This window comes from uncultured Methanobrevibacter sp. (assembly GCF_900316895.1).
GTDB lineage: Archaea > Methanobacteriota > Methanobacteria > Methanobacteriales > Methanobacteriaceae > Methanocatella.
Genome location: NZ_ONER01000057.1, coordinates 1 through 17,190 on the forward strand (window position 1 = coordinate 1; position 17,190 = coordinate 17,190).

Genomic DNA, 17,190 nt, shown 5'->3' on the forward strand with positions numbered 1-17,190 from the left:
TATGATGGATATTGCGAGGAATGCGGATATCCCGACATCAATCAGGGCTGGCTGGGAGAGGAATATTAATTGAAATGTTATGACAATCCCTTTTGAGCCATATATTTTCCGGTCAAGCTCTTTTCACATTCAATGATATCATCCAAGCTTCCACTGGCCAATATTTCACCGGCAGCATAACTGTCATCAATCCCCATGTCAATTATATAGTCAGCATTGGCTATCAAATCCAAATCATGCTCGATTACGATGACCGTGGCGCCCCTGTCTATCAGATGGTCAAACACGTCAATCAGCACTTTAACATCAAGGGGATGAAGGCCTATTGTTGGCTCATCAAAGATGAAAACCGAATTTTTCTGTGACTTTCCAATTTCAGAGGCCAGTTTGAGCCGTTGCGCCTCACCACCGGAGAGGCTTGGAGTTGCTTCACCTAAAGTCAGATAGCCCAAACCCAAATCAGACAGCTTTTGCAATTTGCCGGTTACCTTTTCAAGACCGAACAACTCCTCCAATGCCTCGTCAATTGTTAAGGACATTATATCTGCAAGGGACAATCCATTGAATCTGGTCTTTTCAATATCCGGATTGTATCTTGAACCATCACAGTCCGGACATGTCATTTCAACATCGGGCAGAAACTGCACATCCATAGACACTGTGCCTGTTCCGTTGCATGTAGGACATCTTAGCTTTCCGGTGTTATATGAAAAATCGGCAGTCTTATACTCATCAGATAATTTTGAAAATTCCCTTCTCAGCTCATCCAGGACCTTTGAATATGTTGCAACAGTGCTTCTCACATTTTTTCCTATCGGAACGCTGTCAATCAGATCAATCTTTTTAATGCCTTCACAGTCAATGTCCCTGATGTCAACTGAAAGCTCATCACCATTTATCTGCGCCTTTATCCCAGGATAGAGAGCCTCCAAAAGAAGTGTTGTTTTTCCGCTTCCGGACACTCCGCTTACAGCCGTCAGCTTTCCTTTCGGTATCTTGACATCCATTCCCTTAACATTATGTATTTCATCAGTCTTAATCCTAATAGCCCCATTTTCAAAAATATCGCCTGTTTTATCCCTTATGACAATTTTTTCTGAGTTTGTCAAAAATGGTGCAATCTGTGAGGATGAATCGTTCATGATTTCATCCATGGAACCTTTTGCTATTATGTTTCCTCCGTCCGCTCCGGCAGCAGGACCCAATTCAATCATATAATCGGCAATGCTTAAAATCCGTGTGTCATGGTCAACTAAAATAATTGAATTTCCATCTTCCACCAATCTTTTGATGACATTTATCAGCCCGTCGACATTATTCGGGTGAAGGCCAATGGACGGTTCGTCAAGAACATACAATACACCTGTTGTGCGGCTTCTCAATGTCCTTGCTATCTGTACCCTCTGCAGTTCTCCGGTTGAGAGGGTGTTTGCAGACCTATCAAGTGAAATGTAGCTCAATCCCAAATCAAGCAATATTTTGGCATTGTCAAGAAATTCCTCGATTATCTCTTCGGCCATTTCCCGAACATCACCTGGCAGTTCACTTACAACATGCCTAACCCATACAACCAAATCATTTAAATTCATTTTACATGCTTCGTCAAGGCTGATTCCACCAAGCAAGGTTTCGCGAGCCTTATTGTTTAATCTGGTGCCTTCACAATCACTGCAGATGTTAGTGGTTAAAAATTTATTGATTTTTGTAAGTCCCTTTTCGGTTTTTGCATTTTTCAGGGCCTCCTCGATTGCACGATGGGCATTTCTATACTCCGCATTCAGCTCAAACAGCTTTCCGTTTTTGGATGGGATGTTGATGTACTTTTTAACCTGTGGGCCGTTGTAGACAATATCCTTTTCCTCATCGGTCAAATCACTGAATGGAACGTCAATGCGAACTCCAAGCTCACCTGCAACATGGTACATCCATGAAATGCCAAACTGATTCCAGGCAGCAACCGCACCTCCCTCCAGTGTTTTTGTCACGTCCGGCACCAGCATCGCTGAATCAATATCCCGAACAAAGCCTGTTCCGCTGCAAGTGGGACATGCTCCATCTGAATTGAAGGCATATTCTTCAGCACCCAAGCCGTAAAATTCCTCACCACATTCGGGACATATTATCGGCAGTTCACGAGCCACATTCAAAGTAGCTTCCTGCATATGGCCATTCGGACAGAAGTAATTTCCGCATCGGGAATACAATAATCTCAGGGAGTTCAAAAGTTCGGTTGAGGTTCCGAAAGTGGACCTTATGTTTGGAACGTTCGGCCTTTGATGCAGCGCCAAAGCTGCGGGAACGTACTGAATCAAATCAACCTGCGCCTTTTGTGACTGTGAAATCCTTCTTCGGGTATAGGTTGACAGGGCATCCAGATATCTGCGTGAACCCTCAGAGTACAATACCCCTAGTGCAAGCGATGATTTGCCGCTTCCCGAAACCCCGCTGATGGCTACAATCTTTCCAAGCGGGATGTCCACATCGATATTTTTAAGGTTGTGAACCCTTGCTCCTCGAATGATTATCATATCCCTGTACATGTTATACTATTTGAACATCAAAAGTAATATACATTTAATATCATAGTAACCTAAGTACAAACATGGAAAAAATCATCATCACTGAAAATTTAAATAACTAATATCGCAAAGAGTGTAAAAAAAACACCAAATATCGACATCAATTAAAAATCTTTTAATATATCAAATAATAAATATAAAATCATGGAAGAATATGGCCAATGGGATTCGACCCTAACGTTTATTTTCGCCATGATTGGCGTTGCAATCGGTCTTGGAAACATCTGGAGATTCAGCTATATCGTATACTCCAATGGAGGAGGGGCATTTTTCATCCCTTACTTTTTTGCAATAGCAATTATGGGAATTCCATTCCTGATACTTGAATATGGAATTGGATTTTCATTCAAAAGGTCGTTTACCGAGATTTTCAAGTCGATCAACCCCAAATTTGAATATATCTCATGGATACTCATTTTTTCAATTTCAATCGTGCTGATATATTATATGGTCATCATCAGCTGGGATCTGTTTTACCTGGTTAAAAGCTTCAGCTTCGGCTGGGGAAGCGATACTGCAGCATACTTCGTGCATAATGTTGGAGGCAGCGAAAATCTCTCCAAAATCGGCAATTTCTTCATTCCTGTAGGCATTGGAGTGATTGTTTCATGGTTCATATTATGGTTCATATCCCACAGAAGCATCGATAAGGGAATCGGACTTGCCTCAAAGATATTGATACCTGCAGTATTCATCATAATGGCCATCATTGTCATTTACGCATTGACACTGCCTGGAGCAAGTATCGGAATTGATGCGTTAATTAATCCGAATTGGAATCTCCTTTCAGACATTAACCTCTGGATTGTGGCATTCTCACAGATAATCTTCTCACTTGGAATTGGTGAAGCCCTGGCACTGACCTATGCAACTTACCTGTCGGACAACAAGGGGCTGACCGACAACGTATTCTTTGTTGTTGCATCAAACTCCAGCTTTGAGATTTTTACAGCATTCGGAGTCTTTTCAATCCTCGGATACATGTCAGCGACATCAGGAACACCTTTGGCACAATTAGTCAGCGAGGGCACAGGACTGATATTTGTCGTATTTCCAAAAATATTCAGTTTAATGGGAGTTGTAGGACGCATTTTAGCACCATTATTCTTTTTGGCAGTGTTGTTTGCAGGAATAAGTTCCGCCTTTGCATTTTTCGAACCGATAATAGGTTCAATCTCAGCAAAATCAAATATGAGCCGTAAAAAGCTGGTTACAATATTGAGCATCATAGGATGCTTATGCTCATTGGCATTTACATGTGGAATAAGCAGCTATCTTGTTGGAATCGTTGACGGATTTGTGAACAAATTCGGAATATTGCTTTTGATTGCAATCCAATGTGTAGTGTTCGGATGGTATTATGGTGCTGAAAAAATCGTTCCAGTATTAAATGAAAAGTCAAGAGTCAAGATTGGCACTATCTGGACAGCAATCATAAAATACATTCTGCCAATATTTTTGATAATAATATGGGTGATTGGAATATTTGACCTGTTCATGAACGTCAACCAATTTGAAATGATGGTCGATATTGGACTGATCGTCATAGTTCTGGCATTATCTACAATATTCTATAAACTGAAATCAAAAGAAAGTATAGTATAAAAAAATAGAAAAAAGAGATTATAATAACTCTTTTCTTAAATCAATAGTGTCCTTCAAGTCAGGACCTGTTGAAATGATGGTTACCGGAACGCCTGTTTCGGTTTCTATATTATCAATGAAAGCCTTGGTTTCGGCAGACAATTCACTGTAGTCCTGTACACGTGCACAGTCAAACAATCTGTCAACACAGGTTAATGCGATTTGGGTCGCACCGTTGATTCTGCAGGATTCCTTTGCAAGCTCCATGTCAAAGTGACCGATTCTTCTACGTCTTCCAGTTACAACACCGTATTCTTCAAGTCCTTTGCTTTCAGCTTCCTCCTGTGTCATTTCAGTTGGGAAAGGTCCTTCACCTACACGTGAAATGTATGCCTTGAATACATTGATGACTTCATCCACTTTAGTTGGTCCGACACCTACATCCGCTGCAAATGTTGAAGCGGTGGTGTCCTTACTGGTTACGTATGGGTATGATCCGTAGTAGAGGGATAATGCAAAGCCTTGTGACCCTTCAATGAATACATCTTCACCATCATCAATGGCTTCGTTGATTTCAAGGGATACGTCAGTTAGATAATCCTCAAGTTCGGGAGTGTCTTTTGCAAGACCGACTGTCCTCAATACACGGTCGGAATTTGCAGGTCCGCATCCAGAACCGGTACTTCCGATTTTTTTAGCCAAATGTTCTGACTTTTTATCCCTATCCATATGGTCTTCAGTGATTATTGCACATCTAGGGTCAACGCACATTCTTTCTTTAACATTATATTTTTTCAAGTCTTCGAATTCTTTAAATAATACGTCAGGGTTCACTAAAACTCCTGCACCAATCATGAGTTTTGCATCGGTGTGTACAAATCCTGAGGGGGTTAGTCTTAAACCATATTTTTCTCCATTGAATTCAACGGAGTGCCCTGCGTTAGGTCCAACACCTGCACGAGCGATAATGTCCGGTTTATCATTGTCACAAAGGTAAGTGATGCATTTTCCTTTACCTTCATCACCCCAGGCTCCACCAACTAAAATACTACAAGTCATTTAATAACTCCTTAAACATTAATAAGTAAGAAAATTTTATAAAATTTCCATAACACTAATATTATGTTAAATATATACTATTTATATAGTCTACAAACTCCATGTTATTTGCATGCACATTGAAAGACAATGCAGAGAACTGGAAAAAATCGAGGAAACAGGAGTCTATATTAATGGAAATCATGTTACTAAACATGATGGAAACTTGAAATTTTAGACTCCGAAGTTGGAACTGGATTTGGAATAATGTTCCTGTCAACTTCGAACATACCCTCACCTACCATAAAAAATGGGAGGAAAACAACTATGCGAATTGAAAGTACATACAGGAAGCTGGAAGACTTTGATGAAGTTAATATCTATGACATCACAGAAGAGGAACTTTACACACCTGCGCCTCAGGAATATGAGAGTTTCCATACTCCATTTGAAAAAACATTGAATCATCTCAGTAGCGACTTGGATATATTCGTGCCTATTGATGATGGTAATGATTACATTATCCACAGATTGGGCTTAAATTTTCTTATAAGTAAAAAAATTAAACAAAGTGAAATTGCAGGGCGTTTACTCAGTAAGGTATCGCCTGGTTTATATCAAGTTTTAAAAGAGCCTTTCAAAGAGGTTTATAAGACACATGAAACCAAATTCATGAGATTCAATTATCATTTTAACGAAAAACTGGCAAGATTTTCAAATGTTAAAGTAGTATATGAAGAAGGCAAATACGATGAAAAAGCTAATCTGATTGAATATTTCTCACAAACCGGAAGTTACTATAAAATTAATGACAGATACTCCTGGACACAGGGAGTATACAATATCCTTAACCGATCACGCGAACAGAATGACGAATACTACAACATCATCTTTGACAGGGTCATCCCTGAAGACAAGCCATTAATCAAAAAACTGTTGGATGAATTGGATCACGGAAGACTCAACTATGATACTATCATCAGAATAAAAACTGAGGAAGGTACATTGAAATATATCGAAGCCAACCTTTACTCAAAATTTGATGAAGAAGGAAATCTATTAAGCCGTTACGGATTATTTAAAGATGTAAGTACAGATTCAACCCGTAAAGTGACACGACCTGTTGATTTCTTACTTAAAGGATTTAAAAACAGCAAAAAATTAGCATTGCTCATTGACCCCTTAAGTATAAAACATTATGAGTTTTCAGGAGGATTCTATGACTTCATTGAAGAAGAACCGGAAACTTACCGCCATTCCACTTCAATAATTGAAAACATCGCAGAAAAAAGGGTTCGAAACAAAATTAAAGAAATAATGAACGGAGAAAAAGGCGAACTCATCGAAAAAGCAACCTATTACGTGCATGGCGATAAAAATAACAAAAAAATTGCTGAAATATATCTTGAAAGATTCGAATATGGTGAAACAAGCCACAGCATAGGTTTTATAACTGACATTACTGAAGAGAGTAAGAAACAGCAGGAACTAATAGAATCTTACGAACATCAATCAATTCTGATTAAGGAGGTCCACCATAGGGTCAAAAACAACCTGCAAGTTCTTAACAGTTTCTTGAACCTGGAAAAAAGAGCTTATAAGGACCAGCCAGGGATAATTATTGACCATATGCAATCAAGACTGTCTTCACTAGCTATTCTTCACGAAAAAACATATAATACAAGTGATTTCAAAAATATTAACTTAAAAGAATACATTGTTGACCAGGACAGTCAATTAAGAAGTTTGATTGGCATGAGAGATGGAATTGAATTTGAATCTGAAGTTGATGAAGACTTGAACCTGACTATTGAAGTGATTACGCCTTTATTATTGGTTATTGATGAACTGACCATGAATGCAATCAAGCATGCATTCCCAGATAAAAGCGTCCCTAACAAAAAGATAATCAAGAAGATAACTAGATTAGATGATAACACTGCTCAATTGATTCATAAGGACAATGGGGTCGGAATTGCAGACCCAAGTTCCATAACCAAAAACCTTGGATGTGAAATTATTAAAAATCTCACAAAACAGCTTGACGGAAAAATCGAATTATTCCAGAAAGATAATGGAGTTGGATACAGATTAACATTCCCTATTTCCATGGAACACACAATTGAATGATGATTGAGGTAATCAAAAGCATTAAAACTAATAATTAACTAAAAAAACAACATAAAAACAGAAATGTTAAAGGGAGAGAGTATATATGAATGAAAGAATATTAGTAGTGGAAGATGAAGCTATTACCGCATTAGACTTAAAATATAGTCTAGAGGAAATAGGCTATGAGGTAATTGATACAGTGGATACTGGACAAGATGCGATTGATATCGCTGAAAAGAAAAGACCAGATGTTGTTTTAATGGACATCAAATTAAAAGGAGACATGGAAGGATTTGAAGCGGCAGAAGTAATATCTCAATGGAACATACCTATCATCTATTTAACCGCAAACACAGATATCGATACATTTGAGCAATCTAAGGTCAAAGGAGTATATGGATTCGTTTCAAAACCATACGACCTTAACAAATTAAACGAAACCCTCAAAGATACTTTCGAGAAAGTAAAATCAGAAAAAATAACTGATGTATGAGGTTTTACAGGAATTCTTGCCATATCCTGAAAGGCCCATTCCTTATCGAAGTGATAAGGTAAACATCCCTATCAACAATTTCAATAGCTAAACACATATATGGAATCGTTTCAGATTAGCTTTAGATTGAAACAATGATTGATAAGTTCAATAGCTGTAAAAAAAAAGTTATTTAAAATATCTATCAAATCAATATTTTCAATAGATATTGCAAAAACATATGAAATTATTTTTTAGTATATGCCAACGGATGATATGATGCATCATCAAGCCTTTCGAATGGAGTGAAGAAATCCATCTGGTTTCCTCCAACCACAATTGCAACATCCTTTGTTTCAACCATCATGAAAAAGTCATTGCGAATATTGTGAATGCTGAAATCCTCAACACATGAAATTGATTTTTCACTTTTAAAGTTATAGAAAAACGTATTTAGATATTCAAAGTCAATGAATTTGACTTCCTTAACGTCAAAAGATACATCTTCACTAAGCAATTGGTTTTTATAATCATATTTTGATAAAAAATCAACATCCCAAATGTTATTGTAAAAAACGGATAAAAATGAATCTTCAGCAAAACGAACGGTCAAGGACATATCCTCATTTGATTTGGGATTTCCAAGTTCAATATCCTTAAATCCAACATATATTGAATCTTGAGAGATTTCTATTGAAGTCCATTTACCTGAATTAATTATAACATCACGAATCAATTTTAAAGATCTTGTATTCATTCTAACACCTGGTTTTTAACAAAAACATCATATGCCCCTTCGATTTCATATTCCTTTTCATCATCATATGATTTATCCCACTTAAAAGGATTAATCTCAATTTGGTTGTTAACAGTTTCATCCCAATTAATAGTGAAATTTTCATCTTTTAAATATTTGGATACAACTTTTCCTATCTCCAATGCATTATTTTCATCGTTTTCAAAGTCTCCAAAGGTAATTTTCAGATACCCATCGAAAACAGCATATTCCACATCTTCAAATGTGTAAAAGCAAAAGCCTCGAGGATCAAACTTGTTATTTAACAGATGAACCTGCAATTCAAACGCATCAGCCACACCTTCCTTGAGGTCATAGCCGCAATTGTGAATGGCAACAATGCCTTCCTGTGCAATCCTTGCAAATGCATTTTCAAGCCTTGAAAAGTTTTCGTTAGCAGAATCACTCAAAGAAATATTGAGATCGGAAAAATCAATTTCTTCATCGATAAATTGCTCTTCCAATATCTCTATGATTTCATCAACACTGAAAAACCCTGATTTAGCAAGCAAATCTACGATATATTCAATTTCTTCAGCCAAATCAGAATCCATATCCTCACCTTTCATCATCACCAAATATTAAAAGACGAGTTACATTTCCTCTTTCAGTATATCCTGCCATTACACGTGCTTCACCGATTTTCGCAAGTGCAAAATCATCATGTGGCTTAAATCCATAGCCTTTAAGTTTAGTATATGATTCAAAAGCGATTTTTGGATAAATATTGAAATTCTTTTGGAAAGTGTAAAATGTATCCCTGAATTTTTTGGCAGAATCGTTTTCCTTGATTAAATCAGATTTGATGCCTACAAAAATATCCAAACCATCTTCTGAAACTGCATAATAAGCATCCATTGCTAAAATGGAACTTGCAGTCATTGCTAAAGTATGACAATCATCATAGGTAGCATTCAATAAAGGAGTAGTGAATTCAGGAATGTCAAACTCCTCTCCAATGGATTTGATTTGTAAAGCGGATTTTATTAGATTCTCACCAAATATATCCTCATTATCCCATGCCCATGACCATTGTTTGGAATCTTGCATGAAAAATCCAAAAATTTGGACTTGAAAAGTAACATCTCCAAAGGTAAGCTGTCCTTTTTCAATATCCAAATCTCCAGCTTCTTCACCTATTAATTCTGATAGATTTTCTTGTTTATCAAGTGCCAACGCACCATATTTAGATAAAAGTACTTTAAATGAATCTCCTTCTTCAATTGTAACAGGTTTTTCTATTATCTTCAATTATAACACCTAAAATTCTAATTTTGAAATTCTATCCATAGCTTCGATAGTGTTTTCTAAAGTATTGAATGCAGTGAGTCTTAAATAGCCTTCACCACTTGGACCAAATCCAGAACCTGGAGTTCCAATAACATTTGCCTCATTTAACAAAATGTCAAAGAAATCCCATGAATCCATATTGTTTGGAGTTTTAACCCAAATGTATGGAGAGCTTACACCACCATAGACTTCAAGGCCAATATCAGTTAAGCTTTCGCGAATTATTTTAGCGTTTTCCATATAATACTCAATCACTTCTTTAATTTGTTTTTGACCTTCTTCAGAGTAAGTTGCTTCAGCCGCTCTTTGAACAGGATATGATGCACCGTTAAACTTGGTGGTCTGTCTTCTATTCCATAAAGGATTGATTTCCACTTCTTCACCATCAGCAGTATATCCTTTTAGTTCCTTAGGAACAACAGTGTATGCACAACGGGTTCCGGTAAATCCTGCAGTTTTTGAAAAGCTTCTGAATTCAATTGCAACCTCTTTTGCACCTTCAATTTCATAAATACTATGAGGCACATCATCTTCACTGATGAATGCTTCGTAAGCGGAATCGAATAGGATGATTGATTTGTTCTCTTTTGCATAATCAACAAATACTTTTAATTGATCTTTGGTTAATGTGGTACCGGTAGGATTATTTGGGAAACATAAATAAATTATGTCAACAGGTTCTTCAGGCAATTCCGGAATGAATCCGTTTTCGGCATTGGCTTTAAGATAAGTCAAACCTTCGTACATGCCATCGTCGCCCATTTCACCAGTTCTTCCGGCCATCACATTAGTGTCAACATAAACAGTGTATACTGGGTCGGTTACTGCAATCTTATTGTCAATGCCAAAGATTTCCTGAATGTTACCAGTATCACATTTAGCTCCATCGCTAATGAACACTTCTGAGGTATCCAGTGAAATGCCATATTTTTCATAATCATTCTTAATAATGGCTTCAGCTAAAAATCCGTAACCTTGTTCCGGACCGTATCCCATGAAGGTTTCGCCGTCAGCCATTTCATCTACCGCATTTCTGAATGCATCTACAACTGCTGGGACTAATGGTTTTGTAACATCTCCGATACCCATTTTAATTACATTTGCATCGGGATTATTTTTTATAAATTCTTGTTCTCTTCTAGCCACCTCAACGAAAAGATAGCTGCTTTTTAATTTAAGATAGTTTTCATTAATTTTAACAACCATGATTAATCCTCAAAAATATTAATCTAATTTATATTAGATTTTTGAAATATATAAAATGAATGATTAGAAAAATTTAGAGTTTAAATGTGAAAGAAAAATTGAAATAAGAACATCCATTAACCAATCAAAAATACTATTTTATTAAAAAAGTATTTTGAACAAAAACATGGGATTATGAAAATATTTAAATTAATGAATATAACATATATTATATATAGACTAAATAAGGGTTGGGAAATATGAATATAATAACTATTTTAATTTGGATAACTATTGCAATAATCGCCGCAATAGCTATCATAGTCGTTAAACTACATTATAGAGGCGATGAATTAGAGCATGAAGAAGGATCAATACTGCCAAGCGGCAAAGGCATAAATGATATATTAAGCATTGGAAAAAACAGTAATCATGCAAAAGAAAATAATTCTTCAAAGAATGCTCCTCGTAGTTTATCTCCAAATACTCCTAAAGAAAATCACCGAAACTTATTTAGCAAAAGTACTGAAGCAAAAAGCAATGATGATTCATACATTGTTCCTGAAGTTGAAACAGACAATGTAACAAGTTATGAATACGAATCTCAAAATCAGGTACTTATTAATTATGATAATAATGTTAAAAAATTTCAAGAACCAATTAAAGAAAGCCAGATGGATATTATGACTCAAAATAACAAGGATACAAGTGAATTGAAAGATTTATTTACAATTGATGAATTGATTAAGGAATCTAAAAGGAAAGACAGTGAAAGGGAAAAAGAATCACAAACAATTAGAAAAGATGAGGAAGATGAAGAATTGAAAGAAATCAAGGAAAGCATCAAAAACAAAACACCAGAACCTCTAATCGAAGAAGTAATCGCCGAAGAAGAAGAAATTGTTGAAAATAAAACACAGGAACCTCTAATCGAAGAAGTAATCTCCGAAGATGAAGACGAAAGAGACACAGAGGAAACTGTTGAAAGTGAAACACCTTCCCTCGCTTCACAAAAAGATATTGATGAAGCAATAACCACCGCATCACAGGAAAGTGAAAAAGAAGTGGAAAGCATTTCCGAAGACGACAATATTACTGATACTTTGTTAAAACAAGAAGAAATAACAGAACCTGCTTTAAAAACCCCAAGTAAAGTTGAAAAAACTGAAGAAGATACAATGGACTTGGATTATAGAAAAGATTTGGATAAGGTCAAAAATAAGATTACCGGTTCCAAACTATTTAAAGAGGTCAAAGACAAATTGAATGTTGAACCGGAAGGAATTCCACTGCCTAAAAATGACAACCTCGACGAGGAATTCATCAGAAACGTGAATGAATATGATGAATACGAACCGATCATCAACGAAACATATATGGACATTGATGACGGTACATATGAAGATTATCATGACCAAAAATTAAGACAAGAAAATACCAAACGTGTCTTTAAAATGGCTCAAAATTCACCTGAAGTTGAATCTTCCCAACCAACAGTAGGTGAAATAAAAAGCAAGCCTTCAAGAGACAATGTGAAAATCAGCATAAACAACAATGAAGTCGTGCTTAAAAAAGGAGATGAAATCATCTACAACCATGACGGCGAGACATATTCCAGCCAAGTTTATGCAATAAACGGTGATGATATCTCTGTGAGGTACAGAGGTAAAAACATTAAAATTAAAACAAGCGATGTTAAAAAGATATATTAAATATATCTTTTTTCACACTATTTTTCTTCATGATTTATTCTATACTGTCCGTTTTCAACTATATATTTCGGTACACTAATTTTTAAGGAACGGATAATGTTTAAATAGAAATCGTCCAGTTCCCTGTCAGCATAAGGATATGTGAATTCAAAGACATAGAGATTATCGTCTTCAACATACATGAATTCGTTTCTGCGAATCTCCTTTTCACCATCGGAAAATGATGAGACAATCATATAATAAAGATTGTCATTGATGAGAATAAAATCAGAAGCGACAAGATCAACCCTGTCGTTGCTTTCCAAATTCTTTTCGATGCCGTCCATTATTTCAGGAAGCCCAGATAATGTAGGGGTTGTCAGAAACTTGATGGACATTGGAATTTTAGTGTTTACCAGATATAATTCTGTAAACTCATCCTTTGGAGGAATCTGGTCAAAATCTTCAGGCATTAGAAGTGTTGAAAATCCATTTGTAAACATTGTCATGCAAATCACCTATTTGTGTGCAAAGTAGAAAATCAACTCATCATCGGCAATTTCATCAAGCCTTGCAAATCCTACCCTTTCAAACTGCACTATGTCTCCAACTTCCAGATTTTTAAGTGCACCTTCACCAATACCTGTTTTGATTGATGCATCATCCATGACAATTTTGACATTGACATTGTCCTCAAGAGGAACCCATTGGATGATTCTGGCCTTAACTGCCCTTGCATCTTCAAAGGAAGTTGAATGATAAGTGATCTCTTCACCATTGATATCGACATTGACCGCATCCATCAGCCTGAACATTCCGTCCTTGATGTCAGATTGTGCAAGATAAACCTCACCGTCAAACGGCAGAACCCTGTTGCCTCTGTCCATATGGTCTGCATGCAACGGCCTTTCAATGTCAACCCTGCCCTCGGTGTAGCCTTCAACTGTTATTTTTTGAGGGTTTTCGCAGAAGAAATACCTGTTTGCAATTGGTTCCAAAAAGTTACGGTTTTGGCCGTATATTTTCTTCCAGCTGATTGCAGAGTCGGCCATCTTGACACCAATCTCAATGATTAGGTCATAGATGGTTTTGGCCTGAATTCCTCTTCTTGCAATTGCTCTCAGGGTACCGAGTCTTGGGTCATCCCATCCGCTGTAGGTGCCGTCTTCAATGCCTTCCTTGGCCTTTGAGGTACTGAGCGCAATATCTTCCATCTTCAATCTGCCGTAATGGATGTATTCAGGAACATCCCAACCCATATGGTCATAAAGGTATTTTTGCTTTTCGGTATTTGCCAGGTGGTCCTTTCCCCTGAGCACATGAGTGAGTCCCATCAAATGATCGTCAACGGATACTGAAAAGTTCATCATAGGATAGATTCTGTATTTGGTGCCTAAACGAGGATGTTCTGCATCTTCCAATCTCATTGCAACCCAGTCACGGATCGCAGGATTTTTATGATTGATGTCTGTTTTGACTCTCAATACTGCTTCACCGGCCTGCATTGTGTCGAATTTTTCCCATAACTCCAAATTCTCTTCAACGGAGTTGTCTCTGCATGGGCAAGGCTTGCAGTTATCCTTAAGCTCCTTGAATGTTGCACCGTCACAGGTACACATGTAGGCAGCACCCTTTTCAATCAGTTGGCGGGCAATGTCATAATAAATCTCGAATCTGTCAGACTGATAGATTATTTCATCAGCCTTGACTCCCAGCCATTCCAGGTCTTCAGGAATCATTTCGTAAGCAGGTTCGTAGACCCTTTTCGGATCGGTATCCTCAATCCTTAAGATTAGCTTACCGTTGTGCCTTTTTACATATTCAGCATTTGGAACTGCAGCACGGGAATGTCCAATATGCAAAGGCCCGCTTGGATTAGGAGCGAATCTTAAAACAATGTTTTCATGTGTTCCCGGAAGCTCCTGTAATCCAGTTTCCTTTGCTTTAGGCTTTTTGGTTTCTACTTCCACGCCCAATTTTTCCATTTCACTTGCTTGCTCTTCAGGAGATAATGCATTTACCTGTGCCACAATCTTACCGGACATTGGGCCGATTTCTTTTGCCCTGCTTCTAAGTTCAGGTTCATTTGACATGATTGAACCCATTACGGCCCCAGGATTTGCAGATCCCTTATGTTTAGCCGCATTGAGTAAAGCATGCTTGTAGATAATCTTTTCTAAATCATTCATTTAATCATCACAATTTTAATAATTTTATTTAAAAATAAGTATTATTATTTATCTAATTGAATATATATAAACATTAAGAAAAGATAGAGGCATGCTAAAATGAGGCTTGGAAAAACTAATCTTGATGTAAATAAAAATGGATTTGGGGCTCTGCCAATCCAGAGATGCACAATGGAGGAGTCAATAGAAATCCTGCAAACAGCATATCAAAATGGAATAAATTTTTACGATACCGCACATTTCTATACTGACAGCGAAGAAAAGATAGGGCATGCTTTAAGTGATGTTCGTGAAAACATTTTCCTTGCAAGTAAAAGCGGTGCTGAAACTGTTGAGGATTTTTGGAGCGATTTGGAGACTTCTTTAAAAAGTATGAAAACCGATTATCTTGATTTGCATCAATTCCACAACATTTCATTTTGCCCAAAGGAAGATGATGACTTATATAAAGCCATGCTTGAAGCAAAAGACAACGGCATGATAAAACACATTGGAATAACAACACATAAGATTACTTTTGCTCATGAAGCTCTTGACAGCGGATTATATGAAACATTACAATATCCATTTTCCTATTTGAGCGGTAAAGATGAACTGGAACTGGTTGAAAAATGCAGGCAACTGGATGTGGGTTTCATTGCAATGAAGGCAATGGGCGGAGGATTGATTAAAAATTCCAAAGCAAGTTACGCTTACATTAACCAATTTGACAATGTATTGCCTATTTGGGGAATTCAAAAGCTTTCAGAACTTGAGGAATTCCTGTCTTATGATGAACATACCGTTCTGGACGATGATTTAAGGGCAATCATAGAAAATGACAAGAAAGAACTTGGTGAGAACTTCTGCAGAGGCTGCGGTTACTGCATGCCTTGCCCAGAAGAGATAAACATCAGCCTATGTGCAAGGATGTCATTATGGATCAGGCGTTTCCCGACAGAGCCTAACATGGATGAGAGAACTCAGGAAATAATGAAAAAGACCCTGGATTGCGTCGAATGCTATGAATGTGTCGACAAATGCCCATATGAACTGGACATTCCTGAATTACTGAAGGAAAATTATGAAGACTATCAAAACGTCCTGACCGGAAGAACAAAGATAATATGAAACTGATACATACCAACGAGAAGGATGAGCGATTCCTGAATCTTGTTGAAGAGCTGGATTACGGATACTACCAGCGTATCGGTGACGAATTGGAAAAATACAAACAATATAATGAATTTAAAGATCCTCATTTCGTAATCCTGATGCTGGACAGTGATGAGGCAATTGCCTGTGCAAGCTACAGGAAATTCGATGATGAAAGCGTTGAATTCAAAAGGGTATACGTAAAAAAGGAATATCGAAAAAGAGGGATTGCATATAGGTTAATCAGGGAACTGGAAAAGGACGTGATTGAAAAAGGATTCGAACATTCCTATATCGTGACCGGAAACAACAATCATGCCGCAATCAGATTATACGAAAAGTTAGATTACTTCAAGACAGACAAATTCGGGCAATTCAAAGATGATGAAACGGTTCTCTGCATGAAAAAAGATTTTTGGTGAAAATATGAAGCAATGTATAGAAAATCCAAATGACCTCGACTGGACAGGATTCTGGGCTGAAAAGCTTGAAAACAAAAAGGATAAGGATTGGGACAAGGCAGCTCCCGGATTCTATAAGAGAACCCGCAATGACGATTATCAGGATGCATTATTTGACAAACTGATTTTAGATGAGAATGACACGGTTTTGGATGTCGGCTGCGGCGAGGGCTCAGTCACTATACCAATAGCCAAAAGGGTTAAAAAGGTAATCGGCATTGATTCATCTCCTAAAATGCTTGAATATCTGGAAAAAAGAGCAGAAGACAACAGCGTTTCAAATATTGAAACAATTCTGAAACCTATTGAAGAGATTGCATATGATGAAATCGGGGATGTTGATGTTGTTGTCTGTTCAAGGTCACTGAATGGAATAATTCCGATTGAGGAAGTTTTAAGCGAACTAGATAAAATTGCAAATAAATATGTTTTTATAACAATTTTCGGACCTGAAAACAAGAAAATCGAAAAGGACTTTGATAAGGAACTTGGAATCAAGACAGAGGATTTTCCTGACTACAATTACTTCTTCAACATACTGTTCAATATGGGAATCTATGCAAATGTCGAAAGGTTTGACCTGAACAATTATCGCCAATATGACAGCATTGACGAAGCCATTGACAACGGCAAATTCCGACTTGATTTATATTCCGATG

General features: G+C 37.1%; 15 protein-coding genes. 7 read left to right on the forward strand and 8 right to left on the reverse strand.

Translation table 11 applies throughout. The features are described 5' to 3' along the window. Positions 1-77: 77 nt before the first annotated feature. Positions 78-2,528, reverse strand: coding sequence for an ATP-binding cassette domain-containing protein (locus QZN27_RS06875; RefSeq protein ID WP_296785566.1), 2,451 nt, complete (start codon positions 2,526-2,528; stop codon positions 78-80). A 195-nt stretch (positions 2,529-2,723) separates the two neighbouring features. Here QZN27_RS06875 and QZN27_RS06880 point away from each other — a divergent pair, with 195 nt between their 5' ends. Beyond that, positions 2,724-4,184, forward strand: a complete 1,461-nt coding sequence (locus QZN27_RS06880; RefSeq protein WP_296785568.1) for a sodium-dependent transporter — start codon at positions 2,724-2,726, stop codon at positions 4,182-4,184. An 18-nt stretch (positions 4,185-4,202) separates the two neighbouring features. Here QZN27_RS06880 and QZN27_RS06885 read toward each other — a convergent pair whose 3' ends face one another. Continuing rightward, on the reverse strand, positions 4,203-5,222 hold the full coding sequence (locus QZN27_RS06885) for an adenylosuccinate synthetase (RefSeq protein ID WP_296785570.1): 1,020 nt from the start codon (positions 5,220-5,222) through the stop codon (positions 4,203-4,205). A gap of 306 nt (positions 5,223-5,528) precedes the next feature. On the opposite strand from QZN27_RS06885, the gene QZN27_RS06890 reads away from it, so the two are divergent. Both QZN27_RS06890 and QZN27_RS06895 read left to right on the forward strand, forming a co-directional pair. Further along, positions 5,529-7,331, forward strand: a complete 1,803-nt coding sequence (locus QZN27_RS06890; RefSeq protein ID WP_296785572.1) for a histidine kinase dimerization/phosphoacceptor domain -containing protein — start codon at positions 5,529-5,531, stop codon at positions 7,329-7,331. An 85-nt stretch (positions 7,332-7,416) separates the two neighbouring features. Beyond that, the gene (locus QZN27_RS06895; protein ID WP_296785573.1) at positions 7,417-7,806 is read left to right on the forward strand and encodes a response regulator; all 390 of its coding nucleotides are present in this window, start codon (positions 7,417-7,419) and stop codon (positions 7,804-7,806) included. Between the two features lie 226 nt (positions 7,807-8,032). On the opposite strand, the gene QZN27_RS06900 is transcribed toward QZN27_RS06895, so the two are convergent. The 4 genes from QZN27_RS06900 to QZN27_RS06915 are packed head-to-tail and all read right to left on the reverse strand — an operon-like array spanning position 8,033 to position 11,077. Then, positions 8,033-8,542 carry a hypothetical protein gene (locus QZN27_RS06900; protein ID WP_296785575.1) on the reverse strand — a complete coding sequence of 170 codons (510 nt, stop codon included), beginning with the start codon at positions 8,540-8,542 and terminating at the stop codon, positions 8,033-8,035. Continuing rightward, the gene (locus QZN27_RS06905; RefSeq protein ID WP_296785577.1) at positions 8,539-9,135 is read right to left on the reverse strand and encodes a DUF6891 domain-containing protein; all 597 of its coding nucleotides are present in this window, start codon (positions 9,133-9,135) and stop codon (positions 8,539-8,541) included. The genes QZN27_RS06900 and QZN27_RS06905 overlap by 4 nt, the downstream gene beginning before the upstream one ends. A 4-nt stretch (positions 9,136-9,139) precedes the next feature. Beyond that, a complete protein-coding gene (locus QZN27_RS06910) occupies positions 9,140-9,832 on the reverse strand; it encodes a DUF6882 domain-containing protein (RefSeq protein ID WP_296785578.1) in 693 nt (230 codons plus the stop codon). A gap of 9 nt (positions 9,833-9,841) precedes the next feature. Next, positions 9,842-11,077 carry an LL-diaminopimelate aminotransferase gene (locus tag QZN27_RS06915; RefSeq protein ID WP_296785580.1) on the reverse strand — a complete coding sequence of 412 codons (1,236 nt, stop codon included), beginning with the start codon at positions 11,075-11,077 and terminating at the stop codon, positions 9,842-9,844. A gap of 239 nt (positions 11,078-11,316) precedes the next feature. Between QZN27_RS06915 and QZN27_RS06920 the strand changes: the two genes are divergently transcribed. Then, positions 11,317-12,768 carry a hypothetical protein gene (locus tag QZN27_RS06920; RefSeq protein WP_296785581.1) on the forward strand — a complete coding sequence of 484 codons (1,452 nt, stop codon included), beginning with the start codon at positions 11,317-11,319 and terminating at the stop codon, positions 12,766-12,768. Positions 12,769-12,785: 17 nt separating this feature from the next. On the opposite strand, the gene QZN27_RS06925 is transcribed toward QZN27_RS06920, so the two are convergent. Together QZN27_RS06925 and QZN27_RS06930 are read right to left on the reverse strand one after the other, a co-directional pair. Further along, a complete protein-coding gene (locus QZN27_RS06925; protein ID WP_296785583.1) occupies positions 12,786-13,256 on the reverse strand; it encodes a hypothetical protein in 471 nt (156 codons plus the stop codon). 9 nt (positions 13,257-13,265) lie between these two features. Continuing rightward, the gene (locus tag QZN27_RS06930) at positions 13,266-14,936 is read right to left on the reverse strand and encodes a glutamate--tRNA ligase (RefSeq protein WP_296785584.1); all 1,671 of its coding nucleotides are present in this window, start codon (positions 14,934-14,936) and stop codon (positions 13,266-13,268) included. A 99-nt stretch (positions 14,937-15,035) separates the two neighbouring features. Between QZN27_RS06930 and QZN27_RS06935 the strand changes: the two genes are divergently transcribed. From QZN27_RS06935 to QZN27_RS06945, 3 genes are all read left to right on the forward strand, one after another. Beyond that, entirely contained in the window at positions 15,036-16,046 is a 1,011-nt protein-coding gene (locus tag QZN27_RS06935) for an aldo/keto reductase (RefSeq protein WP_296785586.1), read from the forward strand. Continuing rightward, on the forward strand, positions 16,043-16,492 hold the full coding sequence (locus QZN27_RS06940) for a GNAT family N-acetyltransferase (RefSeq protein ID WP_296785588.1): 450 nt from the start codon (positions 16,043-16,045) through the stop codon (positions 16,490-16,492). Before QZN27_RS06935 ends, QZN27_RS06940 begins: the two co-directional genes overlap by 4 nt. Positions 16,493-16,496: 4 nt before the next feature. Continuing rightward, the coding region (locus QZN27_RS06945; protein ID WP_296785591.1) for a class I SAM-dependent methyltransferase at positions 16,497-17,190 on the forward strand (694 nt) is incomplete at its 3' end.